The organism is Peribacillus sp. P4_D6, assembly GCF_056401795.1.
The window spans coordinates 293,903-318,375 of sequence record NZ_JBFUIQ010000001.1; the positions used below are offsets into that span (position 1 = coordinate 293,903).

Genomic DNA, 24,473 nt, shown 5'->3' on the forward strand with positions numbered 1-24,473 from the left:
AAAAGCTTATCTAGCCGCCCAGTTAAGGAGGAAATTATCGAATGAAACCTATAGACCGTACAGAGGTGCAAAATGCCATTGATTCTTTCGCCGGACAAGATGTATATCTTCACCTTGAAACGACAAATGGCGCCTATGCCACTCATGTAGATGAAGCTTTCTTCTCGGCAGGTGCTTATATTCGTAACGCTTTTATTCAGTATGAACATGGCAAGATAGTTGGGGATGGACCCTATCGTGTCGGATTGAAGCTCAATATTGGCTGGGTATATGCAGAAGGCGTTAACCACTTCGAAATGGATGAACAGGGGAGATTGCTATTGGCAGGCCTTGATTTTTCCGGAAAGCTTGCTGTCTCCATGCAGCTCAGTCCCACTCCCTTTGAATGATGACAACTTGCTTGATATATATCATATGATGATTCCGATGAAAACTCCCATTCACCGATAAACATACTTACTGTAAGTAGTACGGAAGGAGAAATATACCTTGGAAAAAGAACGCCATGTATTAGTTATATTCCCACATCCCGATGATGAAGCCTTCTCGGTCTCCGGAACGCTTGCCCTTCATAGAGAAGCGGGCACTCCTGTCACCTATTTATGCTTAACTTTAGGAGAAATGGGACGTAATTTAGGAAACCCTCCATTCGCAACAAGGGAATCGCTTCCTAAAATTCGTAAAAAGGAATTAATCGATGCAGCAAATGCGATCGGCATCCAAGATTTACGCATGCTTGGATTGCGTGATAAGACGATTGAATTCGAAGATGATGAAAAGCTGACTTCATTATTCACCGATGCCATCAATGAATTGAATCCTTCATTGATCATTACGTTTTACCCAGGATACAGTGTCCATCCGGACCATGAAGCGACAGCACGGGCTGTAGTTCGGGCCGTGGAAAGAATGGAAGAGAAAGAGAGACCTAAACTTCATTGTGTCGCCTTCTCGAATAACTGCATTGACGAACTGGGACAGCCCGACATCGTCCATGATATCACTGCCGTCGAAGAAAAAAAGGTAGCCACATTCACTGCCCACCGTTCGCAAACGGAAGCAATGGTGATCGATTGGAAAGAGAAATTCGAAAATCAGGATGCAGATTTCCTAGACTGGATCCGCAAAGAAAGATTATGGACCTATAAATTTTAAGAAAACCGCCAATAAGGCGGTTTTCTTTGTTTATGGCATAAAAAAAACGCCTGTGAATTACAGGCGGAGAAAAGGGGGATACTTTGGAAAATCAATCATAATATAAGCATCCCCAAAATTATTCTTTTTATACAACCATATTAAAAAAATTAGGCAGACAAGCGTTCCTCATGCTGCATTTTCTTTCTTGCCGAGGCTTTTCTACCATGTGCCAAGTAGTAAATGCCAATAAGTACGAATGCAAAAATCGACATTCCCATGAATAACCCTTTGAACCCCGTAAAAGGAATAAGGAATCCCAATAGGAATGGGCCAACACCGATTCCAAAATCGTACATTGTATAAAACGTGGATGTGGCTAATCCCATTCGATTTGATGGGGCTTCCTTGATGGAAATCGCTTGACAGCTTGATTGGAATGTACCGTACCCCACTCCGATCAAGGCACCGGCAATCAGAAGCGTGATACCATGATGGGATTGGCTGAGAATGACCATGCCCACGGCAAATAGTAAGAGCGATGGATAGATGACTGCATTCTCTCCCTTCACATCAAACATTCGTCCTGTAAACGGACGGGACGCCAAAAGGAACACAGCAAATACGACAAAGAAAAAGCTCGCCGCATCCATTAAATCCATTTCCTTTGCAAAAGATGTTAAATAGGACAAAATGCTCGAATAGGTAAATCCGGCAAAACCGATAAAAATGGCAATGGGCAGGGCCCTTTTTTCAAAATAGTCGCTGATCTTAAATCCTTTTTGTGGCGAAGCTCCGCCCTTATCCCCTTCAGGCACATTCATGAATAATGATGCAACTAAAGAAAATGCGGCAAATAAGGAGGCTGCATAGAAAATGATGGAATAACTGAAATGCTGTGTAATCAGCAAGCCAATGAACGGACCGAATGCCATTGCCAAGTTTGTACTCATGGCAAAGTAACCCGTACCTTCCCCGCGTCTTTCATTCGGAATGATATCTGCAGCAATCGTTCCAGTTGCCGTAGTGGCAAGGCCAAAAGCAAAACCTTGAATAAACCGATCGATCAATAAGAGGGATAAACTATTCACCAGGAAATAGCCGATGGATGCGATCAGGAATAGAACCAACGAGCCAAGCAACATCTTTCTGCGGCCGATCTTGTCAATTTTTTTCCCTGCAATCGGTCTGACAAGCACAGCCCCCAGAACAAAAATACTTGAAGCAAGCCCTGCTTGTGCTTGCGACGCATTAAAATTATCCATCGTATAAATGGTCAATGTCACCATCAGGACATAAAAAGTTAAAAATAGAAAAAAGTTCACAGACGAAACAATCAGAAAGTCTTTCGTCCACAATTTCGGTTTGTGATTCATTTCAATCCTTCTTCCTTACTATTGTTTTAATTTTTCCTTCAGGAAAATCAACGTACGTAACGTTGCCTCCCGGTCTTCTTCAGCCAAACCGCTCATTAATTGAAGTTCAAATTCCTCAACTACCTTTTTGGCCTCTTGATAAGTCCTTAAACCTGACTCCGTTAACTGTATTCTCCGTTCCCGTTTATCTTTTCCTGGAACTTGTTCAATCAACTCAAGCTCTTCCAGCCGGTTTACCGTCCTGGTTACCGTCGGTTTCTCCACATCTAAATAAGTGCTTATTTCAACAAGCGTAGAACAGCCGAACTGACTTAGATAATATACAATTGACCATTGGGAATGATAAAGATCAACTTTGGCCAATTGTTCATTTAACTTTTTCGTAAATGACCTTGAAAATTGTAAGTTATGATGAAAAAAACCATTTTGAAAGGACAAAGGTATTCCTCCTGTAAAGTAGTTACCTAGGTAACTATACACCTATTCAATAAAAAAGTCTAGCCCTCAGGAAGAACGAAAACAATCGTAGGGACACAGTATCCTCAGCTTCTACACTACTTCCGAGATAAAAAAATCCCTTTTCAGGGGATTCGCGATTTTACTCGTGAATTTCATGCTTTTACTCGTGAGTTTGGGCGTTATTCGTGAATTTCACGCTTTTACTCGTGAATTTCACACTTTTACTCGTGAGTTTCACACCTTTACTCGTGAGTTTCACGCTTTTACTCGTGAGTTTCACACCTTTACTCGTGAATTTCACACTTTTACTCGTGAGTTTCACACCTTTACTCGTGAATTTCACGCTTTTACTCGTGAGTTTCACGCTTTTACTCGTGAGTTTCACACCTTTACTCGTGAATTTGGTGCCATACACAAAAAGGAAACCCCGCTATTGGCGAGGTTTCCCAAATATATGCTTCTTTTCTGCTCATTGATAACATCAAGGCATATTTAACCGAGATAGCGGCAAACGATATAGCTTATCATCCTTTTCATCAGGATTTCCTCGGCCGTCCGTATTGTTGCTTATGAAATATATGAATTCTTCATCAACGAATACATCACGTATCCTTCCTGAGCCCGTTATGATATTGGTCAGTTTTCCGCTCTTTACATCGTAACTCTTTAGCGCTTCGCCCCTTAAGGCTGCAAAATAAAGCTTTCCGTCAAAATAGGCCATGCCTGAAGGAGCCCATGTATTTTCACCGGAATGAATCAATGGTTTTACCATATCCGGTTTCTGCTCATCGCCCTGTATCTCTGGCCAGCCATAGTTCTTACCGGGGTCAATTTTATTTAATTCATCGTGGGCCGAATCTCCGTGCTCACTTTCATACAACTGTCCTGCTTCATCCCAAGCCAGACCTTGTGGATTGCGGTGACCGTATGAATAGACATATGAATTCCCGAAAGGATTATCTTTAGGAATGGTGCCATCCAGGTTCAAGCGCAGAATTTTCCCGCCTAAAGATTCTATGTCCTGTGCAATTTCAGACTTTCTTGCATCACCTGTTGTTGCATATAGCTTATCATCCGGTCCAATCTTGATCCTGCCGCCATGGTGGAAGTCCCCGCTTGGTATTCCGTCGATTAAGGTCTCCATCTCCTGCCATATATCATCATTTTTTTCTAAAATGACGATGCGATTGATGGAATTCCCGCCCTCTTCATAAGTATAATAGGCGAAAGCTTGCCCGCTCTTAGAGAAATCGGGAGCTAGCAAAAATCCAAGCAATCCAGCCTCCGATTTAGCCGACAATGTCTTTTTAAGATTGACCTTTTGCCGTGTCACCTTATCCTTGTCCCATTCGACGATTGTTCCAGTCCGCTCTGACACATACATTATGTCCCCATTCTTCTGAATCGACCACGGGGCCTGCAGGTTCGTTACCAACACATCCGGATCTTCTCCTAAAGTGCCTGTCACTTCCTTGTCAGGATTCGGCTGGTTTTTGCTTTCGTCATCATTCATGTTGCAACCAGTTAAAAACAATGTCGCCATAAGGAAAAATAAGAGCATTTTTTTCAATGTTCTTTCCCCCTTTGATTCATGAGTTTAATAGGCTGACTGTTTAAGTACCTTTAAAATGGCCTCCGCGACGCCTGATTCATCATTCTTGCCTGTTACTTCATCACACAGTTTTTTAATTTCGAGCGGGGCATTTCCCATTGCGACAGACAAACCTACCCGTTCAAACATGGATACATCATTATAATTATCCCCAATAGCCATGGTTTCCTGCATCGAGCCGGATTTTCCATTCACATATGTTTCAAGTGCCGTACCTTTTTGAGCCGTTTCACTCATGATTTCTACATTTTCACGTCCTGATGAAGTGACTGTAACTCCTTGTCCTTCCAATTTCGAAGCAATTTGATTTAATAAAGTTAAATCCTTTGAGAAGCTGAGAATTTTATAATATTCCTCATTCGAACGGCTGAATAACTCGGAATAATCAGAAATGGAAGTTACCTGTCCCAGCTGTAAACGCTGCTCTGCAAATTTTCGCATACCCTCAGGGTCAATGTCGGGATTGGCTGTAACGAATACATCAACCAAAACAGATATTGCGTTTTCATAGTCTTTGGAATAAATCCCCTGACTCGTATATATTTCGAAATAAATCCCTTGTTCTTCGAGGAATCCAGCGACCATTTTAGCAGTGGCTGCTGACATTGGATTGGAAGCGGCAATCTCCCCTTCCTCCGTGAAGAGGGCCGCACCATTTACACAGATGACAGGGCAAACGATGCCTGCTTCATCTAAAGCGAACCTTGCTTCCACATAAGATCTTCCAGTAGCAATGATCACTTCCACTCCCTCGCTTTGCGCCCTCAGGATTGCTTGCTTATTTTCCTCACTGACCTTTTGCATTTTGTTTAGCAATGTTCCGTCCATATCAATCGCAATCGTCTTTATCAATTCAATCGGCCCCTTTTTTCAATATAATCCCTATTTTAACCGAAAGGGCGTGGATAAACACGTTTAACAAACCCGTATATATTCTTGATGTGGCTTCAGGGGTTAAAAAATCCTTTTATGTATATAAATAAACTGCGCCTATTTAAGGCAGGCGCAGTTTATTTTCTTAATGTAGAATCGTTTTTCTATCGGCATCTTGTGCCCGTTCAGTAATCTGTTCATTGATGTCTTTTTGAATATCATCGATGGCTGTAAAATCCATTGCTTTTACATAAATCTTTTCGAGTTCGTCATGCAGCTCTTTTGCCTTAGCCAGATTTGCTGTCGCTTCATTCATTTTCGTCCGATACCTGGTGGAAACATCCTTTAATTGATCGGCATATATTTCATCTGTTCCTGGCAAAATGGCCGTTTTATATATATCAATGATTTCGTCCCCTCCACAACTCGGGAAATATTCATGAGGCGAGGTGCTGTCAAAGATGGCGATTCCCACCTCCCGGACGATTACCATGTCCAAGCTATGCGGATCGAAACCACAATGATATATTTCCACATCAAAGCCCCTTTGCTCCGCAGCCTTTGCAATCTTCTTCAGCATCGTTGATTTCCCTGAACCTGGACGCCCCTTTAAAAAGTACCGTTTTTGTATTCCCTCAGTAATATTGGGTATGAAATCAACTGCACCCGTTGGTGTAGCTGCACCTAAGAATCGGTGACGAACATCAGACTTCTTATTAAGGACGATATCTCTATAAAAGCTTTCAATCAATTTATTGGTCAACCCATTCAATTTTGCGAAATCAATATTTGACTTGTAAATGTCTTCCCATTCATCATGTATCTTTAATGCTTCAGCGAATAGGGTATATGCTTTTTCGAAACTCTTGCTTCTCGCATTCGTCAACTTTATGATGGCCGCTCTTTCAGAAGCCAGCTGCTGGGAATCCCAGGCAGCCCCAAGATTCACATATTCCTCAATCGCCCCTGGTGCCTTCGGCTCAATCACATGCGGCGCAGTCCCATCCACGATACCGATTTTCAAAGCCGGTATGATTACTCCATCAATGGAATCGTTATCGGACGAACAATGCAAATACTCGATGTCATAGTCTTTATCCAGCCATTCTTGGCCGATTTTTTTCATAATGGTCGATTTACCGGAACCAGGTCCGCCTTTTAATATGAATAATCTTTCCAGACCTTTTAAATTTGAATCATATAAACTATAAAAACCTTTAGCCGTATTGCCTCCAGCAAAATAATTCATCACTTTTCCTGTCACTTTCACACTCTCCCTCACAATAAAGATGTGATCTTCAAGACAGCGTATGAAAAAAGTGCCTAATAGGTGAATACCTAAAGATAAACAATTTATTTTATTAGGGCGGCAGATTCCGCTTGTGTGACTTCCAGGAATTCTGACGGTTTTAAAACGATCTGTGTACCGATTCTCCCTCCACTTACGATGATTTCAGTCAGGTTTGCTGCACTTTCATCGATAAAGGTCGGGTATTGTTTTTTCATTCCGATCGGGGAACAGCCTCCCCGAATGTACCCTGTGTATTTTTGCAGATCTTTAACCGCAAGCATTTCAATTTTTTTTGCACCTGCGGCCTTCGCTGCTTTTTTCAAGTCTAGTTCGGTGGCTACAGGAATGACAAATACGTAAAGCTGCTGGGGTCCGTTATGGGTGACAAGCGTTTTAAAAACGGTTTCTGGCGCTTTTCCAATCTTGTCCGCAACAGTGATCCCATCAATTTTTCCATCGCGGGCATCATAACTCATCATGCCATACTCTATACGTTTGTTATCAAGAATTCGCATTGCATTCGTTTTACTGGCTCCCATAAGAAATTCCCCTTATCGTTTTATTCCATCTTACCATTTTAATTACCAGGCAAAAAGAAAAGCACAGTGCTTATGCATTTGTGCTTTTAGACTATAGACAAATTCGAGGAAAAGCCTGTTTTCCTCAGTTTTTATTAAAAAAAGTTCCAGTCGTGTTCTGAAGTCCGCTCTCTTTTCGACAAATTGAAGCACAGTGCTCATTCATCCTAAGAGTCATTCTAAATGGCGTCTTTGGAAATCCGCTATCCTCTTGTAGTCGCCTTCCAATTGCCTGCTTACGGATAAATAAATTGACATCAATTCTTCATACACTTTGACGTTCTCTTCGATCGGGACAAGTTCATTCGTTTCACCAACCATACCCTCAACCTCATCAAGGCTTTCGATTTCGCCTAAAGCATATAATCCAAGAACGGCGGCACCTAAGCTCGAACTCTCAAAGCTTTCTGGAATTGTCACGTTTTGATTGAATATATCAGCCATGATTTGGCGCCAGAGCTTCGAACGGACAAATCCGCCGCTTGCATGAATCTTCTCGGGAGCACCAGTCAATTCCTTTACGGCTATAAGGACACTGTACAAGTTGTACATTACACCCTCCAGTACTGCCCGGACCATATGGTCACGAGTGTGATGAAGCGCCAGTCCAAAGAAGGAGCCCCTTGCATCGGCACTCCATAATGGTGCCCGTTCCCCTGCCATATACGGATGGAATATCAACCCATCAGAACCAGGTGCAATATTAGAAGCCATATCCGTCAGAATCTCATAGGAGTCCTGTCCCGAAGCCTTTGCTTTTTCGATTTCCACACGGCCCAATTGATCACGTGCCCATCGGAAGGTGATTCCCCCATTGTTGACCGGTCCGCCGATTACCCAATGATTCTCAGTAAGGGCATAGCAGAATGTTCGGCCTTTGGGATCGGTAAGCGGCCTGTCACTGACGGTTCTTACCGCACCGCTCGTTCCGATTGTCACTGCCAGAACGCCTGGCTTGATTGCGTTTTGACCTAAGTTGGCAAGCACGCCATCACTCGCTCCAATCACAAACGGTGTACCAGCATGAATGTTCATTTTTGAAGCTAATTCCTCACTTAAACCTGAGAGGATATGCGTTGTAGGGACAAGCATCGGCAGCTTATCAGCCCCAATTCCAGCAATGGTGAGTGCCTCTTCATCCCACTTCAGTTCATTCATGTTGAACATGCCCGTTGCAGAAGCGAGTGAATAATCCATTACATACTCATTGAAAAATTTATAGATGATGTATTCTTTAATTCCTATAAATTTGTCCGTTTCGTTAAAAATCCCGGGGTGCTCATTTTTTAACCACATTACTTTCGTGATTGGGGACATCGGGTGAACAGGCGTTCCGGTCCTGTGATACAATTGCATCCCCTGTTCCGAAGCCTTCAGTTTCCTCGCATAGGCAACACTTCGATTATCCGCCCATGTAATGCTATTCGTCAGCGGGTTGCCGTCCTTACCCATGGCGATCAAGCTATGCATCGCCGAACTGAACGATATCAATCCCAGTTCTTGCTTTTCTATTCCGCTTGCAATCATGACCTCACCTATAGCAATGATGACCGCTTTATAAATTTCTTCGGGATCTTGTTCCGCAACGGAAGGAGTTGGACTGTGCAGAGGATATCCCCTTGAACAAGATTGGACAACTTCCCCCCCTTTTGAAAAAAGAACAACTTTCGTACTCGTCGTGCCAATATCGATCCCCATCATATAACCTGAATGCTTCATATATACATCATGCTCCTTTCTCTTAAACAATTGAATTCAATAGTAAGATTAGGATAAGTGAAACGACTGATATAGTCATTTCCATAACCGTTCAAGTCTTTATCGTATGTGCGACTGCTGACCATCCAAAATCTACTCCATTCACATGTGATGGAGTAATGGACCGGCAATTTACTATAACACCAGGGCAGCAGATTTTATCATGGCTGTAACGAGCCAGCCCAACAATAAAAGGATGTCGCTAGACTGACTTACAATGGCTTCATTCACCAGCTCTTGCCATACATTTTTAAATGCACCGCCCGCTCCAATAATCTAGATGATGGAGGCAGCGGACATGAATTGGTTTTGCTCCCCTTTATTAAAACCTCTTGCGCAACCTAATTTAAAGAGTGAAACCATGAGGCGCAATGATTGGTTTTCCAATGAAATCAACCCATCATTCCATGTTGAATCTTCACCAAAGCTCCGATCAACATTACCAAGAATAATACCTACCCCTGTCTGAACAGCATCTGCAACATCCCGAATATCCATACCTGTGATGATCCCTAAAGTGACGGAAGCGAGCAGTAAGGCAATAATGGGTTTCTTTTTACTTTGGCATGATAAAACCGGGCAACAAGCCCACCTATTCAAATAAACAAAACATCTTATTCAAGCATTCACCCTAAATAGGAAAGGAATCCATCAAGGTAAGATCTCAATGAAAAAAGCATCGAACCCGTTCATTATGAACTAAACTCGATGCCTGATTCAGTCTTGGATCGATCAACCGCCAATAAAAAGAGGACCGGATCTTTGCTTGATTTCTTCCTCCAGTTGTTCAGGATAGGCAATGAGGAAGCAGGTGGATGGTCCTGATGATTTTTCAATATCGACTTTATTGCTTATATGCATAGAAACACCTTCACCACTTTGATCAAGATGTCCCCATTCATACGCTATCCCTTTTGAGCCGACTGGAAGTGCCTGAACACCTACCATTTCACATAAGCTTTTATATAAAGATAATGGTGCGACCCATTCTTGCTGTTCCATAACTTCCTCTCCAACGAGTGGCCTGCCGATCAGAGCGATTTTCCGTAAGGGCTGTTGCTTTTTAACACGTTCATTCACTCGTTTACCAATCACCATAAGACCAAGTGCCGACTGAAGAAGCGGCATGTTACTTTCTGTGCTGCCAGTGATGGGAAGATCCTCCATTCCCAATTCATCCAGCCCCTTCCTGACACCCCTGGTCAAGTCCTCCCAGGCTTCATCACCGCAGAAATTATTTAGTACGACGGATACAGGTCTTCCGCCAACGCACAGGCATTCCATGACGGCAACCCGAAAGGAATAATATCCAACGACCTCATAAGGGACATAGACAAGATCTTTTTCCTTCAGCCCGATCCCGCCGCTATTGTCACTTGAGACGATCAAGGAATCTGATTCGGAAAATGGCAAAATCAATGAATCACTCATTCTGCTAATCCATCTTTAAAAATGATTTTTTTCAAAACAGGCTCCAAGCGCGGCAATAAAAGGACTGCCAATACTACATTTACCGCCGTCGCCACCGTTAAGCCCGGAACCAATAACGTGTAAAAGCCAGGGCTGATCAGAAATGCGAAAGGCAGGGCCAAAACGAAGGCATTACTGATAAAGAAGAGGAAAAATGCGCCTACTTTTTTCCCATTTATATATAAAATGCTAAACATCCATGTCAGGACAGCCATTTCGACCATGATCAAAAAGTGGAATGGCCCAAGTGTCATGCCGCCGATGAACGCTGAAATGATATGACCAAGCCCAGCAACTATAGCCCCCGATACCGGTCCAAGTATGACAGCCGCCAAAAGGGCCGGAAAACTATCCAAAGCGATGCTTCCGATCGGTGAAGGGATTTTAATCATTGCCCCTACCGCCGATAAGGCGATGAATATAGCAATTGCACTAATTTTTCTTACATCCATGTTTACTCTTTTTCCTTTCTTTTCCCTCCTCGGAACACATTTGCGCTGCGGATATATTCCACATCTTTTACACCAAGACGGAAATTGATCACACGTGCAACAGCAAAGAAGTAATCCGACAAACGATTTAAATATTGAAGTGATAATGGTGAAACGGCCGCACCCGACTTGATCAATGAAACGACCAGCCGTTCTGCTCTTCTTGTCACGGTTCGGGCAATGTGAATCGTTGCAGCCGCTTTTGAACCGCCAGGCAGGATAAACTTTTCCAATTCCGGCGCTTCAAGTATGAAGGCATCTATCCGTTCTTCCAAATAGGTAATGGCCTCATCCGTCAGCTTTTGCGGGGCCTTATCGGAAACCGTTGCCAAATCACCGCCGCAGTCAAACAACTCATGCTGGATTTTCTCTAGATCGGCCAGTACATCCGTAAATATCGCAGGATCCAATTCTGTCACCGCAAGACCGATATAGCTATTCACTTCATCTACCGTTCCATAAGATTCAACACGAATGTCATCCTTGTCAAGCCGACCTCCGATTACGCTGGTTTGTCCCTTATCCCCTGTACGTGTATAGATTTTCATCCCAATTACCTCCTCTACTTTATTCGCTGGTTAATTCCATACCAGATGATATCAACGCGCTTTGATATGGATACTACATCTTGATAGACCCATCCGCAGGCATCACGCCATCTGCGGTCTCTTGCTTCCATCGGGACTATTCCCTTGGAAATATCAGAACCTATCACAATGCAGCGGTGTTCATCCCTTTCATTCTCCCATATTCGCCAATCAGCCATGATTTCCTTCCATCTTCTTCGAATCGAATCTGAATCCATCTTTTCTGCATCTTGTTGAATCCATGCATCCAAACCTTGCAATATAACAGTTTTGCCTTGGAAATCAATCAATTCCGGCTGTTCTTGTCGATATCCGGATAACCAAAGGACATCATTTTCCAAACCATACAATTGCTTTACCCACTTAGTTTTGCCATTATAGGCGCCTCCTGTAACAAAGTGCAGCGTTCTCCCCTCCTTAAGCTGTTCCGGTCTTCCCATATGAGCTCATATCCCCTGCCATGGGAAATTCCCCAATCAAAAAAAGACTTTTCCTGCGGGGCATAACGGACCAATAAATCACGAATTACCCCTCCATGCGTCAATAGGGCAAATCGATTCTCCTTACAGGCAATCAATTCGTTCCAGCCCTTATTAACACGCTCGGAAAATGCCGGATAACTTTCACCCCCGGGCACCAGTGCCTCCATGGGACGTTCCAGCCAATTAAGATACTCTCCATCTGTCTTCAACTCTTGATACGTCTTTCCTTCCCAATTGCCGAAGTTCATCTCACGGAACGAAGGGTTTTTGAGCGGAACTGCATCTGGAAACAGAAGTCGTGCAGTTTCCACACAGCGTGGCAAATCACTGCTGTGAATTTTTTCATACTGTGGGTAAGAACCCCTTAAGTCCAATATTTCCTTTTCTCCTTCGGTACTTAATGGAGAATCCGTCCACCCTAAATAGGCCCTTCGCTCATTCGCTACTGTCAGCCCATGGCGAAGTAGTGTAATAGCCACAATATCAGCCATAACCAAAGCTCAACCCCTTCCACGGATGCCCCCAGCACATCCCCCGTTATCCCACCGAACCAACTGAGGATTTTACGTTTCATATATACCAGGAAAAACACGGCAGCCAGACACATGATGAAAAATAAGGGGACAAGCTTAAAATCAATGATCCAGGCAAACGCCAGACTTACAAGGAGGTACAGCCAATAAATGGGCAAACTGCTTTTCATCACTGCACTTTGAAAAAAAGCACCTAGCCCCTCTTTTTTAGCGAGCGGCATCCGGATGAGTAAATAACCCATCACACATTTGCTTAAGAGCGGAAGGGCAATGATCAAGAAGTATGTCCATTCATTTACCCTTTCGACAATTTCATAGATAAATAGAAACCGTGCAGCCAATAGGACTATAACGGAGATGACACCGAAGGCACCTGTCCTGGAATCCTTCATGATTTCCAATCGCCGCTCTTTATCCTGATAGGAAAAAAAAGCATCACTTGCATCGATCCAGCCATCGAGATGCAAGCCTCCTGTTAATGCCATGGTCAAAAACCAAAGGAAAAAGGCAATCGAAAGCGATGACAATGGGGTCCATTCCACAAGTGCATACAAAACGCCGCCCAATATCAAGCCTAGCAAAAGACCTACTAATGGAAAGGTTTGAATGGCACGGTGAATATATTTCTTCTCCATCGGAAGCTGCTTCTTTATTGGAAAGACCGTAAAGAACTGCAGGTTAATTAAAAATCCAATCACTCCGCTCATTCCTGCATGCCCCCTTTCTTCCGCAATGGAATTCCCGCTTCCACTAGATAGGCTTCATTGGCCAGCCCGACGATCGTTTGATGAAGCAATCCCAGTGTTTTTCCGTATATATGAAGGAAATCATCCTGGAAAATCGGTTCCTGCACCAATTCATTGCTCACGACAATTAAACAATTGGATTGTTTTTTTATCTCATTGATTCCGGTTATTATTTTTGAAAAAACGCTATTTAAGAATTCTTCTTCAAGCGGAAGGCCAGGGCCAAATAGTTCGTTATCAAGCAGGGTTGTCAGACAATCGAGCAGAATTATGGAATCCTGATCAATATCCGCCCCTATTCTTGTAATATCCGTTGCGTATTCGGAGGTCTTCCACGCAATCGGGCTGCTTTCCCTATCTTTCCGGTGCCTAAGGATGCGTTCACCCATCTCAGCGTCACTGACTCGGCCACAGGCGAGGTAATGCAAGTTCCCATCCATCTGGAGTGCATACTCCAGGGCTTTTCTTTCCGCGAAGCTGCTTTTTCCAGAACGGACACCCCCGGTTATAAAACAGAGCCTTGCTTTCTCCACTGTCTTACCCCCTCCATCAGTGCTTCGTTATCATGTTCACTCTTCACTGCAAACCGAAGCCACCTTCCATCCAAGCCCGGAAAATTATAGGTATGGCGCGGTACGATTCCTTTTTTCAGCAAAAAGGGGAAAAGGGATAAAGATTCATCTTTCACCAAATAAAAATTAACTGTGCTATCGGAGACATCCAGCCCCTGCTCCTCATAAAACCGGAATAGTTTTTGCTTTTGCCATGCAATATAGTCTCTTGTTTTTCTCATATAGGTTTCTTCTGCATGACAGATTTTCCCTACTTCAAGTGCCACATGGTTGACGCTCCAATGCGGTTTATATTTTCTTACCCGTTTTATGATGTCAGGTGACGCAAGCAAATAGCCTAGTCTCAAACCGGGGATCGCAAAGATTTTAGTCATTGATCTTAGTATGAGTAAATGTGGAAATGCATTGATTAAAGAAGCATAACTAAAGGCATCCTCCGTGAAATCATAAAAAGCCTCATCCAGGACAACCAGGCAATCCGCTTTTTGGCATTCAATGATCAATTCCCTAACTGTATCCCGCTTAAATGAAACTCCCGTCGGATTATTAGGCGTACATAAGAAAATGGCATCATATTCGGGTAATCGCGGAATCAATCGTTCCAGGTCCAATTGCCACCCAGGAGCATCAAGCTGGTGAAAATCGACCTTACATCCTGCTGCCAAACAAGCTTCAGCATATTCCGCAAATGCCGGCTGTATGATCAGCACCCTTTGATTGGCTAATCCGTTCGCTACCAGCATGATGATTTCAGCACCACCGTTCCCCATCAAAACGGATTGCTCAGGAAGTTCTTCTTTTTTTGCAATGGATTTTGTCAGTTCAATGGCATGCGGATCTGGATATTGAAGGATCCCTTCGAAAAACCCAGACCACCGTTCCTTTATGCGTAAAGGCGGACCCAATGGGTTGATGTTAGCACTGAAGTCGAGAACCGATTCAGGCATTTCGATTTTCAGCGCTTCATAAAGATAATGAGGATTAGAGCCATGAGAAGGTAATGTCAAGAATAAGTCCCCCTAACCATAGCATCAGCAGAAATAGAAAAGATGACCGATGCATGATGGTAATCGTTTGTGGTATATGTTTTGCTTCCAATCGAACAAGCGGAACTCCCATCCTCGCACGGTCGGAAACAATTCCTTTGTACATATTACGGCCTCCAAGCTGTATTCCCAAAATCGCAGCAACGCCTGCTTCACACCACCCGCTATTCGGGCTTGGATGTTTTTTTGCATCATTGAATAATATCTTCCATCTGGCGCCGAATCCATGATAGCCGGATTTCGAGCTCAGCAACATCAGGAATCCGGTGAGGCGGCTGGGAATCCAGTTGACGATATCATCGAGCTTGGCTGAAGCCCATCCGAATTGCCCATATTTATCATTCTTGTACCCTACCATGGAATCGCAGGTATTAATCGCCCTGTACACCATCGCGAGCGGCGCACCGCCGATAGCTGCCCAAAATAATGGCGCTGTAATCCCATCACTGGTATTTTCCGCTACGGTTTCCACCGTGCCCCTGACGATTTCTGACTCATCAAGATCAGCCGTATCACGGCCGACGATATAGGAAAGCTTTACCCTCGCTTCAGGGAAATCCCGTTCATTAAGCGGAAAGCAAACATCCATCCCAGCTTGCTTCAGGCCCTTCTGAGCTATCGTTGTGGAAATGACAACAGCTTCCCAAAGGATACCTGCAAGTGGATGGATTAGATAAGCCAAATAAACGGTAAGAACTGTAATCAATAACACCGCCGATAGGACGATGATCAACATGAAGAGCCCTTTCCGTTTCTTATATGCCCCTTTATTGAATGCCAGGTCCAACTTGCTAATCATCGTTCCTATCCATTTGACTGGATGCGGCCAACTTGGCGGATCTCCAATTAATAAATCAAGGAAGAACGCCAGCGTAACCGCAAAAAGATGATGATAAATCATAATTCCTCAATCCGTTTCCGATTATTCGTCAATGCTTCCACTGTACAATCATATACACCGCGACTGATCAGCTTCCCTAACGGAGTGATGGTGCCTGCATATTGAAGCTTTGCCCCTCTTTGAGTTGCCGCAATCAACATGCTGTCTGTCGATGTTCCTGTTGCACAAGTATTTGTCACCTTATCCATGACATGCAAATCATGAAGCGCTTTTACTTTTGCCTCGGTCGCAGTCACTATACTGTGGATATATGCCTCTTCTGCCAAATGCCCATTTACGAATATCCATGTATTTATCGTTCCTGGAGCGGAACTCCAAGAATGCCGGTCAGCTAATGAAGCGTCGATAGCATTCCCTACACCGGCCGTCACAATGATAAAAACCGAGAAATCTTCAGCTCTTAATAGCTTGCTTGCGACCGTATCGAGAAAGACAGCTGTCATCATCCCTACCGTTTCCTGAGGCTCAAAACCATGAGCTGTTAAATAGTCGGCCATTTCAACATGATGATCCTCGCAATCATAACCATGATGGACGTGCCTATTCACAAAATACTTATGCCAGCCCGTCCCAGAACCAGTCACTCCAGAAGACATCGTTCTAAGCGGGATCGGAGACTTCAATTGAATCATCTCAAATCCGACTGTCAAATAAGATTCATCAATTTCCAACGGGATGGTATCCTGGCCATGCTTTTCCGGAACGATGAACATTTGCGGTTTCGGAAGGGCGGGATGCGGATGTTTTTCGATCGTCGTATGATATACACCCTGAATCCGTTCCTGTTGAAGCACTTCATTCGGCACATCAACAACCTGAATCTGCCCTTTCTCAAGCAGCATAAGCCGATCACAATATAATCCAGCCAAATTCAAATCATGAAAAATTGAAATAACGGTCAACTTCTGCTCTTTTGCCATTTTCCTCATTAGATCAAGAAGATCTTTTTGATAGGAAAGATCCAAATGGTTCGTAGGTTCATCCAAAAAAAGGATTTCCGGCTCTTGGGCAAGGGCCTGTGCCAGCAGGACCCTCTGCCTTTCCCCTCCTGATAATCGATCAAAATGAAGATCCTGAAAATCAGCTACTCCCGTTTGTTCCATCACCCGCTGGACAATCGATTCATCTTCTGCGGACCAACTATGGAACCAACCTGATTGATGGGCATATCGCCCAAGCGAGACCGTCTCTTTTACTGTATAGGAGAAAGCTAATGAGGAATGTTGAGGGAGCACGGCAATGACCTGTGCAAGTTGTTTTGACGAATAATCCTTCAAATCCCTGCCGCTTATCCGTACGCTTCCGCCTTTATAATCGAGCACCCCGCTAAGCATACTTAAAAGCGTCGTTTTCCCGCTGCCATTAGGACCAAGAATCCCGAATAATTCCCCTTTATGTACATCAAAAGAGACAGAGTCCAAAACAGCTTTGTTGTGATATCCACCTGTTAACCCTTTTACTTCAAGCATCCGTTTTTACCCTTCTCTCCGTCTCTTTAATAAAATCAGCGCAAATGCAGGTGCCCCGATAAGTGAGGTGATCACCCCGATCGGCAGTTCCGATGGGGCAATGATCGTTCGTGCTACAAAATCGGCCAATATCAAGAATCCGCCTCCTATCAACAATGACAACGGAAGCAAATGTTTATGGTCAGGTCCCCAAATCTTTCGGACAAAATGAGGAATGACCAATCCTACAAAACCAATCGCCCCTGAAACGGCAACGGCTGCCCCTGTCAATGTCGAACCGGCTATCAAGATCCACATTTTCCGCCGCTTGACGTTCACACCTAAGTGTTTTGCCCGGTCTTCCCCGAAAGTCATCGCATTCAATTCTTTTGTATTCATGATCAAGGTCAACGAGCCAATGATAAAAAACGGCAAAATGATTACGATATAATTCCAGCCGCGCATTGAGACGCTTCCCATCAGCCAGCCGATGATTTGTCTTAATTCATCACCCGTCAGCGCAATCATCAATGAAATGAAGGCACTTAAAAACGAGCTGAAAATGATTCCCGTTAAAATGATCGTTTCCACTTTCATCGACCGATCCATTCTTTTTGCAAAAGTCAGTACGCAGAGCATCGTGAGCACTGAACATAAGATGCTCAATGCCGGAAGAGTATATAAACCGATGAATGGCAGTGATATATTCAAAAATATCGTCAATACGGCTCCGACCGATGCTCCTGATGAAATACCTAATGTGTAAGGATCAGCGAGCGGATTCCGGAGCAGTCCTTGAAAAGCCGCACCCGCGATCGCAAGTGATGCCCCAACCAAACCAGCGAGCAGCACCCGCGGCAAGCGGATGTTCATCACGATATTCGTAAGCATCACATCCGGATCGGCAGAAATCGGCAAGTGGAAAATCTCCTTGCCGATTATTTGTATAAGTACGGGAATCGGAACTGGCACCGAACCAAAGGAAATGCCTACCGTCATTGCGAATAACAAAATGAACAACGCAATCAAATAAGCAAACGCCCATTTAGTTGTCAAATTGGTTCGGATAGACTGCTTTGGCAAGTTCCTCTACTCCTTCTATTAAGCGTGGACCGGAACGGGTCACCAAGTCAGAATGGACATCAAAGACTTGGCCATTCTTAACAGCATTTACGTCTTGCCATCCTTTTCGGGCCTTCACTTCACTTACTGCATCTTTCGTATAATAACCATACGTTGTAATGATGACATCAGGATTTGCAGCAATCATCGACTCTTCATCAATTTTTGCCCAACCGTCCAATTCAGCAGCCGCATTATCCGCTGAAATAATAGTAAGCATCTCATTCATGAACGTATTTTTTCCAGGTGTGTATATTTCCGGTGAAGGCGAAACTTCCACTAAAACGGTCTTCCTATCCTCTTTCTTTACGGATTTGGCTTTTTCCTGGATATCCTTGAGCTTCGTTTTCATATCCGCAACGATTTCGTTTGCCTTATCATGTTCTCCCGTTGCCTTTCCAATCATTTCAATAGATTCATAGACTTGGTCAAAGCTTTGTGCATCATTGACTACGAGCACATCTATTCCAGCATCCTTAAGCTGCTGTAAACCCTCATTTGAATTATGGGCACTTGATGCATGCGCAAGAACAAGGTCAGGCTTCATGGAGACAATCAGCTCCGTGTTCATTTCCATTCCGCCAACTTTTTCAATTTCTTTCGTCTCTTCCGGGTAATTATCATTGTCGGAAACACCAACGACCTTTTTACCCAAACCAAGTGCAAAGACCACTTCCGTATTACTTGGTATCAACGAAACGATTTTCTTCGGTTCTTTTTCTATCGTTACCTTTTCCCCACTTGCATCTTTAATCGTAATCGGGAAAGCCTCGTGTTGAGCATGGTTCGTTTGCTCTTTTTCTTTTCCTTCATCAGCAGCACCACCGCAGCCTACCATCATGCCTGCAGTAAGCAACATTAACAGTATCAGACCAAAAATCTTCTTCATTTTCATTCCCCACAATCTTTTTATTTAATTTCTTCATACCTAACAGAGAAAACCAACACTGGAAGATACCCCCAAAAACAAAAAGCATCTCCCGTTAAACGGAAGATGCTTGCATGGCAACAATATCAATACGGACTCTTTCTTAGGGTCTGCCACACACCTTCCCATCCGCGTAGGTTACAGGTGTACGAATTCTGGCAGGTCTCCTGGCTCATGGTCATCGTCAACGGCACCTTCCCATATCTCATACAGTGGTACACAGCCGTAAGCTCCCATATACAGTGGCGGGACCGCGTTGGCATTTCACCAACTTCCCTTTTAAGTCATTAAGACACCAAATCGTTCATATGTATATAATTTTCACTGCCTTCATTATACACCATGTAAGAATCGATTATTATATGATTTTTCTGAACAAGTGCAAAATGCCCCTTCCACCTTCAATGCTTTGAAGCATTTTCAATCAGCGACGCAAACCCATTGAGCGATAACCCTGGTGAAATCCGAACTCGATGCAGAGCATGCATCCCTTGGTCGCTTGAAGCTCCCCCAGGTTCGGTAGTGACTGCCATCTTGTATCCAGCTTCTTCTGACAGCCTGAGACTCTCTTCGTTATACCGGCCAACCGGATAGGAAAGCACTGTCGTGTTCTGGTCGAGGATATGGTCGAACAGCACCTTCGACTGAACCATTTCCGCTTCTTGCTGCTCTGCCGTCATGCGGTTCAGCTCCAAATGGCTGATGGTATGGCTTTCAATTGAAATCCCATCCCTGCTCATCTCCAACATTTGATTTTCAGTCAGGTGATGACCTTTATCAATGGACTTCCCGATCATGAAGACAGTTGCTTTCATATCATGTTCTTTTAATATCGGGAATGCCTCCGTGTAGTTATCTGTATAGCCATCATCAAAAGTAATCCAGACGCACTTCTCACTTGGCATCCGATTCTCGGTTAAAACGAGGAATGCTTCTTCAGGGGATAATGTATAGTAACCATTCTCCCGAAGCCAAGCCATCTGTGATCGGAATTCCTCCCTTGGAACCCGAAGGCCATTCCCTTCAGAAATACTGTGATACATCAATATCGGAAGCTGGACCGGGGACTCGGCCTTTAACCAGCCTCCCGTATCGATTTGCCCCTCCGAATCCTGCCCGGTCCCATTCTCAGCCGCTTCGGCCACTTCAATGTCATCTTCCGCAATCGGTGCAGCCGTCTTTGTGCCTATCCCCTCTAAAATCCCTTGTGTGCATCCAGGTAAAATCAAAACCCCCAGCAATGCCGCCATCCTTAAAACTCTATATTTTTTCACTATCATTCTCCTGATTTTTTTATAGTATAATAGTACCAGAAAACCAGTGGACAATAAAGTATTCCATTTAATGAAAAAAGAGGAAAAACGAAAGCTTAGCGACACGCTAAACATTTATGAGGATTTTTTTTCATAAGTATGTGCTATTAGCTTGAAAAGTTTGCCTATAAGAAATATAATAAATAAGTCGTCGACTTTAATATATGTCCCAGTAGCTCAGCAGGATAGAGCGACAGCCTCCTAAGCTGTAGGTCGTAGGTTCGATTCCTATCTGGGACGCTAAAGTTTATAAGCCCTGTTATAATGCGGTTTCTCCGTGTTGTAGCAGGGTTTTTTTCTGTTGGTATGACCGTAAAATCCGGAGATTGTATGTAGGATAAAAGCATTTCTGTACGTAGGAAACAGTGATATTCCATATCACTATTATTTTTCTATGTTTGGAGGTGCTTTTTTTCATGAAAAAACACGTTATTAAACAGCGTGGAACAGCGTTAAAGGAACGGAAATTGACCAGTAAGACTACGGAAAGTTTCACGATTGAATACACACTGCATGAAGCCTTAGATATTTTTCTACGTGCAAAAGTTGCTGAAGGTGTCCGACAGCGAACATAAGGCGAATATGTGTGAAGTGAAAAGGATATTTTCGAAAATTCTTGTTGGACTATAGTAAAAGGGGTTTATCAGTGATACAGACTGATAAACCCCTAAATTCATTTTATTGAAAATTAATCACTTCTATTTCTTTATTGTTAAAGAGCGTTTCCACGAACCATTCCATTTAAATCCAATAGGGTGTACTGCAATTATAACACCTAGCACATAAACCCCATCAACAGTTATGTTAGCAGTACCTTTTGTACTGTTCTTTTTACTGAAGGATGCCTTCCCGCCTTTATGTAACCAGTCAACTTCCAAATTAATTCCAGTTAAGTAAGAATCGTAATTAGAAACTGATACAAACTGAGGTTTTTTATTAACCAATTTATATTTGTATTTTATTCGAATATTCTTGTATGAACCTAGTACGATTTTCCCATTTTGAACTGGTGACCACCAGTTCAAAAGTTTTGAGCCACTCTTTGTAGTAGCAAAATGTTTTAACCTGTCCCATCCGGGTATACAAATACTGTAAGACATTCTCACCAAAGGAGATGATAGTGCATGATGAGTACAATCAGAAGCCAATGGAACAAAGAGAATGACGCAGCGGTGTTTAGTCCCGGTGATCAGCGTTAGAGTCAATTGAAGAGTTGGATGATAATCAAGCATGGGAATTACTAGTCTTCTCATCCAAAGGAGGAAGATACGATCATGAGTATTTACAGCCTATGGAATCCAGAGAATGATGAAGCAATTTTCAGTCCGGGTGATCAAAAGCCATTCAGTACGCTCATACGAGTAGATTCGGATAAACACACACACACTGACAAAACACTTGAATATGAATTACATGGCACCGTACTGAATGAAATTTAGTCGAAGCAGGAATATACCGAAAAAGGATGGAGCGATTGCTCCATCCTTTTTCTTTTATTTATCGAATTTCAGTTTCGCCAAGGCATCTGCCAATGCAGTATTGATCGGCTCTTCTTTATTTTGCTTTTTCATATAATTGGATACTTCATTTTTGGATACTTTTTGATTTTTATTTTGACCTCTACGTTTATTGTAAGAAGATAGTTTTTCGTGAAAACCGCATTTACAGGTGAATGTCTGTGCTTCTCCTTGACCGCGCATTTCCATCTTTTTATGACATTGCGGGCATCTGGCATTTGTTACACGTGAAACACTTTTTTTGTGGCCGCAATCACGATCTTGACAGACAAGCATTTTTCCCTTTTTACTATTCACTTCCAGCATCAGCTTGCCGCAATCAGGACATTTCGTTCCTGACACGTTATCATGCTTGAATTTTTGGTCACTATTTTTGATTTCATGGACGATATTTTTGGCGTAGGAGCGCATATCGCCGATGAAAGCCTGTTGTGGCAGCTTTCCTTTTGCTATCGCAGTTAACTTTTGCTCCCATTGAGCTGTCAAAGCTGGAGAACGCAAGTCTTCAGGTGCCAATTGAAGAAGTTGTTTTCCTTTCGAGGTGACATGAAGGCCCTTTCCTCTCTTCTCGATCAGGAAGCTATTGAACAGTTTTTCAATGACATCCGCACGTGTTGCAACAGTTCCAATCCCGCCAGTTTCACCAAGAGTCTTGATGAGCTCTTTGCTTTCCCCTGCCATGAAACGAGCGGGATTCTCCATTGCCGAAAGAAGCGACCCCTCATTGAATGGTTCCGGCGGTTTCGTTTCACCCTCTGTTTGTTTCACAGTCGAAATGGTTAAACTGTCACCTTTTTGAACGTTCGGAAGCAGTTGCTCCGCAAGGCCATCTTTAGCTTCTTCCTCATCGAATTGGTGATCATAAACTTCCTTCCAACCTGACTTCAGGATGACCTTCCCTTTTGCCATGAACATCTCCTGCCCCATTTTTGCGGTGATGGTCGTTTGTTCATATTCAAAAGGCGGCATCAATACAGCAAGGAACCTTTTAACGACCAAATCATAGATTTTCGATTCTTTGTCGCTCAGTTTTCCCGGCAGCGGCGTTTGCTCAGTGGGGATGATTGCATGGTGATCAGAAACCTTGCTATCGTCCACGAACGATTTATTTGTTTTAATCGGGCTGCGCAGGATCCTCGATGCATACTGGGCATATGGTTTAATGCTTACAGCCTGTAATCTTTCTTTTAGCGTATCAACCAAATCCGTTGATAAAAAGCGTGAATCCGTCCTTGGATAAGTCAAGACCTTATGGCTTTCATATAAGCGCTGCATGATCGATAACGTCTCCTTCGCCGAATAGCCGAATTTCTTATTGGCGTCCCGTTGAAGTTCTGTTAAATCATATAAAGAAGGGGAAAAACTTTTCTTATGTGCCTTGTTCACTTCAACCACTTCTGCACTTTTCCCCTTAACGGCTGCAAGAACCTTTTCTGCCTTGTTTTTATCAAAAGTGCGGATATCTTTTGATTGGGCATCTTGCCAGACGAGGCGCAAATTGGGTTCCGCAATTGCCGAAACGCCATAATATTTCTTAGGCTGGAACTGTTTTATTTCCTCTTCTTTTTTTGCAATCATCGCAAGTGTCGGCGTTTGAACCCTCCCGCAGGATAATTGGGCATTATGCTTGGTCGTTAGGGCACGCGTCGCGTTCATCCCAACGATCCAGTCTGCTTCCGCCCTTGCTACAGCAGAGGCAAATAGGTTTTCATACTCCTTGCCATCTCTCAGATTTTTAAATCCATCTTTGATCGCTTTATCCGTTACAGAGGAAATCCAAAGCCGCTTGACCGGCTTCTTCACATTCGCTTTTTCGAGAATCCAGCGTGCAACAAGTTCCCCTTCACGGCCTGCATCCGTTGCAATGATGACATCCTTGACATCATTGCGATTCAATTGTGTTTTAACCGATTGAAACTGTTTGCCTGATTGCTTGATCACGACCAATTTCAAAGCAGGCGGCAACATGGGCAGGTCCTCAAGGCGCCACGTTTTATATTTTTCATCATAAGATTCCGGATCTGCATGGGTAACCAAATGACCCAGTGCCCAAGTGACGATATACTGATCGCCTTCAAAAAAGCCATTCCCCTTTTTCCCGCAATTCAACACTTTCGCTATATCTCTGCCGACCGAAGGTTTCTCGGCCAGTACGACTGTTTTACTCATATTAACATCCTTTCGCTTTTAAACTGGTTCCTCTATTATCTCATATAATTTATGCCAGGGCGATAAT

General features: G+C 43.5%; 28 protein-coding genes, 1 tRNA gene and 1 riboswitch. Of the genes, 5 read left to right on the top strand and 24 right to left on the bottom strand.

From position 1 onward, the window contains the following. Window positions 1-41 precede the first annotated feature (41 nt). Window positions 42-389 (top strand): YojF family protein, encoded by a 348-nt coding sequence (locus tag AC1DVB_RS01360; RefSeq protein WP_048683611.1) that lies wholly within the window; start codon window positions 42-44, stop codon window positions 387-389. Window positions 390-489: 100 nt separating this feature from the next. After that, complete coding sequence (gene bshB2, locus AC1DVB_RS01365; protein WP_034315960.1) at window positions 490-1,155, top strand: bacillithiol biosynthesis deacetylase BshB2; 666 nt, start codon at window positions 490-492, stop codon at window positions 1,153-1,155. Window positions 1,156-1,304: 149 nt separating this feature from the next. Here bshB2 and AC1DVB_RS01370 read toward each other — a convergent pair whose 3' ends face one another. The 22 genes from AC1DVB_RS01370 to AC1DVB_RS01475 all read right to left on the bottom strand — a co-directional run bounded on the left by AC1DVB_RS01370 (window position 1,305) and on the right by AC1DVB_RS01475 (window position 20,657). Beyond that, window positions 1,305-2,510 (bottom strand): MFS transporter, encoded by a 1,206-nt coding sequence (locus AC1DVB_RS01370; RefSeq protein WP_230134613.1) that lies wholly within the window; start codon window positions 2,508-2,510, stop codon window positions 1,305-1,307. Between the two features lie 18 nt (window positions 2,511-2,528). Next, a complete protein-coding gene (locus tag AC1DVB_RS01375; RefSeq protein ID WP_053536927.1) occupies window positions 2,529-2,948 on the bottom strand; it encodes a MarR family winged helix-turn-helix transcriptional regulator in 420 nt (139 codons plus the stop codon). Between the two features lie 181 nt (window positions 2,949-3,129). Next, complete coding sequence (locus AC1DVB_RS01380; protein WP_477587857.1) at window positions 3,130-3,384, bottom strand: hypothetical protein; 255 nt, start codon at window positions 3,382-3,384, stop codon at window positions 3,130-3,132. A 66-nt stretch (window positions 3,385-3,450) separates the two neighbouring features. Further along, window positions 3,451-4,539 (bottom strand): PQQ-dependent sugar dehydrogenase, encoded by a 1,089-nt coding sequence (locus AC1DVB_RS01385; protein WP_477587859.1) that lies wholly within the window; start codon window positions 4,537-4,539, stop codon window positions 3,451-3,453. A gap of 27 nt (window positions 4,540-4,566) precedes the next feature. Beyond that, window positions 4,567-5,433, bottom strand: coding sequence for a Cof-type HAD-IIB family hydrolase (locus AC1DVB_RS01390; protein WP_098185033.1), 867 nt, complete (start codon window positions 5,431-5,433; stop codon window positions 4,567-4,569). A 166-nt stretch (window positions 5,434-5,599) separates the two neighbouring features. Then, a complete protein-coding gene (locus AC1DVB_RS01395; RefSeq protein WP_057278215.1) occupies window positions 5,600-6,718 on the bottom strand; it encodes a PRK06851 family protein in 1,119 nt (372 codons plus the stop codon). Between the two features lie 89 nt (window positions 6,719-6,807). Beyond that, complete coding sequence (gene ybaK / locus AC1DVB_RS01400) at window positions 6,808-7,284, bottom strand: Cys-tRNA(Pro) deacylase (protein ID WP_095678764.1); 477 nt, start codon at window positions 7,282-7,284, stop codon at window positions 6,808-6,810. Between the two features lie 213 nt (window positions 7,285-7,497). Next, the gene (gene gntK, locus AC1DVB_RS01405; RefSeq protein ID WP_239859837.1) at window positions 7,498-9,042 is read right to left on the bottom strand and encodes a gluconokinase; all 1,545 of its coding nucleotides are present in this window, start codon (window positions 9,040-9,042) and stop codon (window positions 7,498-7,500) included. Between the two features lie 315 nt (window positions 9,043-9,357). After that, window positions 9,358-9,681: a GntT/GntP/DsdX family permease gene (locus AC1DVB_RS01410; RefSeq protein WP_477587862.1), complete on the bottom strand. Its 324-nt coding sequence runs from the start codon at window positions 9,679-9,681 to the stop codon at window positions 9,358-9,360. A gap of 132 nt (window positions 9,682-9,813) precedes the next feature. Beyond that, entirely contained in the window at window positions 9,814-10,512 is a 699-nt protein-coding gene (locus AC1DVB_RS01415) for an ATP-binding protein (protein WP_239859841.1), read from the bottom strand. Next, complete coding sequence (locus AC1DVB_RS01420) at window positions 10,509-11,003, bottom strand: ECF transporter S component (RefSeq protein ID WP_048688544.1); 495 nt, start codon at window positions 11,001-11,003, stop codon at window positions 10,509-10,511. The genes AC1DVB_RS01415 and AC1DVB_RS01420 overlap by 4 nt, the downstream gene beginning before the upstream one ends. A gap of 2 nt (window positions 11,004-11,005) precedes the next feature. After that, a complete protein-coding gene (locus AC1DVB_RS01425; RefSeq protein WP_057278220.1) occupies window positions 11,006-11,590 on the bottom strand; it encodes a cob(I)yrinic acid a,c-diamide adenosyltransferase in 585 nt (194 codons plus the stop codon). A gap of 14 nt (window positions 11,591-11,604) precedes the next feature. Continuing rightward, on the bottom strand, window positions 11,605-12,069 hold the full coding sequence (locus tag AC1DVB_RS01430) for a bifunctional adenosylcobinamide kinase/adenosylcobinamide-phosphate guanylyltransferase (protein ID WP_095678766.1): 465 nt from the start codon (window positions 12,067-12,069) through the stop codon (window positions 11,605-11,607). Next, entirely contained in the window at window positions 11,985-12,602 is a 618-nt protein-coding gene (locus tag AC1DVB_RS01435; RefSeq protein ID WP_239859847.1) for a histidine phosphatase family protein, read from the bottom strand. Before AC1DVB_RS01435 ends, AC1DVB_RS01430 begins: the two co-directional genes overlap by 85 nt. Continuing rightward, complete coding sequence (gene cobS, locus AC1DVB_RS01440) at window positions 12,560-13,351, bottom strand: adenosylcobinamide-GDP ribazoletransferase (protein WP_048688558.1); 792 nt, start codon at window positions 13,349-13,351, stop codon at window positions 12,560-12,562. Before cobS ends, AC1DVB_RS01435 begins: the two co-directional genes overlap by 43 nt. Further along, complete coding sequence (locus AC1DVB_RS01445) at window positions 13,348-13,923, bottom strand: bifunctional adenosylcobinamide kinase/adenosylcobinamide-phosphate guanylyltransferase (protein WP_239859851.1); 576 nt, start codon at window positions 13,921-13,923, stop codon at window positions 13,348-13,350. Before AC1DVB_RS01445 ends, cobS begins: the two co-directional genes overlap by 4 nt. Continuing rightward, entirely contained in the window at window positions 13,896-14,969 is a 1,074-nt protein-coding gene (gene cobD / locus AC1DVB_RS01450; RefSeq protein WP_230134606.1) for a threonine-phosphate decarboxylase CobD, read from the bottom strand. Before cobD ends, AC1DVB_RS01445 begins: the two co-directional genes overlap by 28 nt. Further along, window positions 14,944-15,909 carry an adenosylcobinamide-phosphate synthase CbiB gene (cbiB, locus tag AC1DVB_RS01455; RefSeq protein ID WP_239859855.1) on the bottom strand — a complete coding sequence of 322 codons (966 nt, stop codon included), beginning with the start codon at window positions 15,907-15,909 and terminating at the stop codon, window positions 14,944-14,946. The genes cobD and cbiB overlap by 26 nt, the downstream gene beginning before the upstream one ends. Then, entirely contained in the window at window positions 15,906-17,378 is a 1,473-nt protein-coding gene (locus AC1DVB_RS01460) for a heme ABC transporter ATP-binding protein (RefSeq protein ID WP_057278225.1), read from the bottom strand. The genes cbiB and AC1DVB_RS01460 overlap by 4 nt, the downstream gene beginning before the upstream one ends. A gap of 6 nt (window positions 17,379-17,384) precedes the next feature. Further along, entirely contained in the window at window positions 17,385-18,440 is a 1,056-nt protein-coding gene (locus AC1DVB_RS01465) for a FecCD family ABC transporter permease (RefSeq protein WP_057278226.1), read from the bottom strand. After that, window positions 18,403-19,368, bottom strand: coding sequence for an ABC transporter substrate-binding protein (locus tag AC1DVB_RS01470; protein ID WP_057278227.1), 966 nt, complete (start codon window positions 19,366-19,368; stop codon window positions 18,403-18,405). The genes AC1DVB_RS01465 and AC1DVB_RS01470 overlap by 38 nt, the downstream gene beginning before the upstream one ends. Window positions 19,369-19,547: 179 nt before the next feature. Next, window positions 19,548-19,722: riboswitch (cobalamin riboswitch) on the bottom strand. An 86-nt stretch (window positions 19,723-19,808) separates the two neighbouring features. Next, window positions 19,809-20,657 carry a polysaccharide deacetylase family protein gene (locus AC1DVB_RS01475; protein WP_082609409.1) on the bottom strand — a complete coding sequence of 283 codons (849 nt, stop codon included), beginning with the start codon at window positions 20,655-20,657 and terminating at the stop codon, window positions 19,809-19,811. A 229-nt stretch (window positions 20,658-20,886) separates the two neighbouring features. On the opposite strand from AC1DVB_RS01475, the gene AC1DVB_RS01480 reads away from it, so the two are divergent. Further along, window positions 20,887-20,960, top strand: a tRNA-Arg gene (locus tag AC1DVB_RS01480). Between the two features lie 176 nt (window positions 20,961-21,136). After that, a complete protein-coding gene (locus AC1DVB_RS01485; protein ID WP_156404391.1) occupies window positions 21,137-21,295 on the top strand; it encodes a hypothetical protein in 159 nt (52 codons plus the stop codon). Window positions 21,296-21,418: 123 nt separating this feature from the next. On the opposite strand, the gene AC1DVB_RS01490 is transcribed toward AC1DVB_RS01485, so the two are convergent. Beyond that, window positions 21,419-21,952, bottom strand: a complete 534-nt coding sequence (locus AC1DVB_RS01490; RefSeq protein ID WP_477587869.1) for a hypothetical protein — start codon at window positions 21,950-21,952, stop codon at window positions 21,419-21,421. A 42-nt stretch (window positions 21,953-21,994) separates the two neighbouring features. Here AC1DVB_RS01490 and AC1DVB_RS01495 point away from each other — a divergent pair, with 42 nt between their 5' ends. Beyond that, window positions 21,995-22,159 carry a hypothetical protein gene (locus tag AC1DVB_RS01495; protein ID WP_156404392.1) on the top strand — a complete coding sequence of 55 codons (165 nt, stop codon included), beginning with the start codon at window positions 21,995-21,997 and terminating at the stop codon, window positions 22,157-22,159. Window positions 22,160-22,213: 54 nt separating this feature from the next. Here AC1DVB_RS01495 and AC1DVB_RS01500 read toward each other — a convergent pair whose 3' ends face one another. Next, on the bottom strand, window positions 22,214-24,406 hold the full coding sequence (locus AC1DVB_RS01500) for a DNA topoisomerase III (protein WP_239859862.1): 2,193 nt from the start codon (window positions 24,404-24,406) through the stop codon (window positions 22,214-22,216). Window positions 24,407-24,473: the final 67 nt, after the last annotated feature.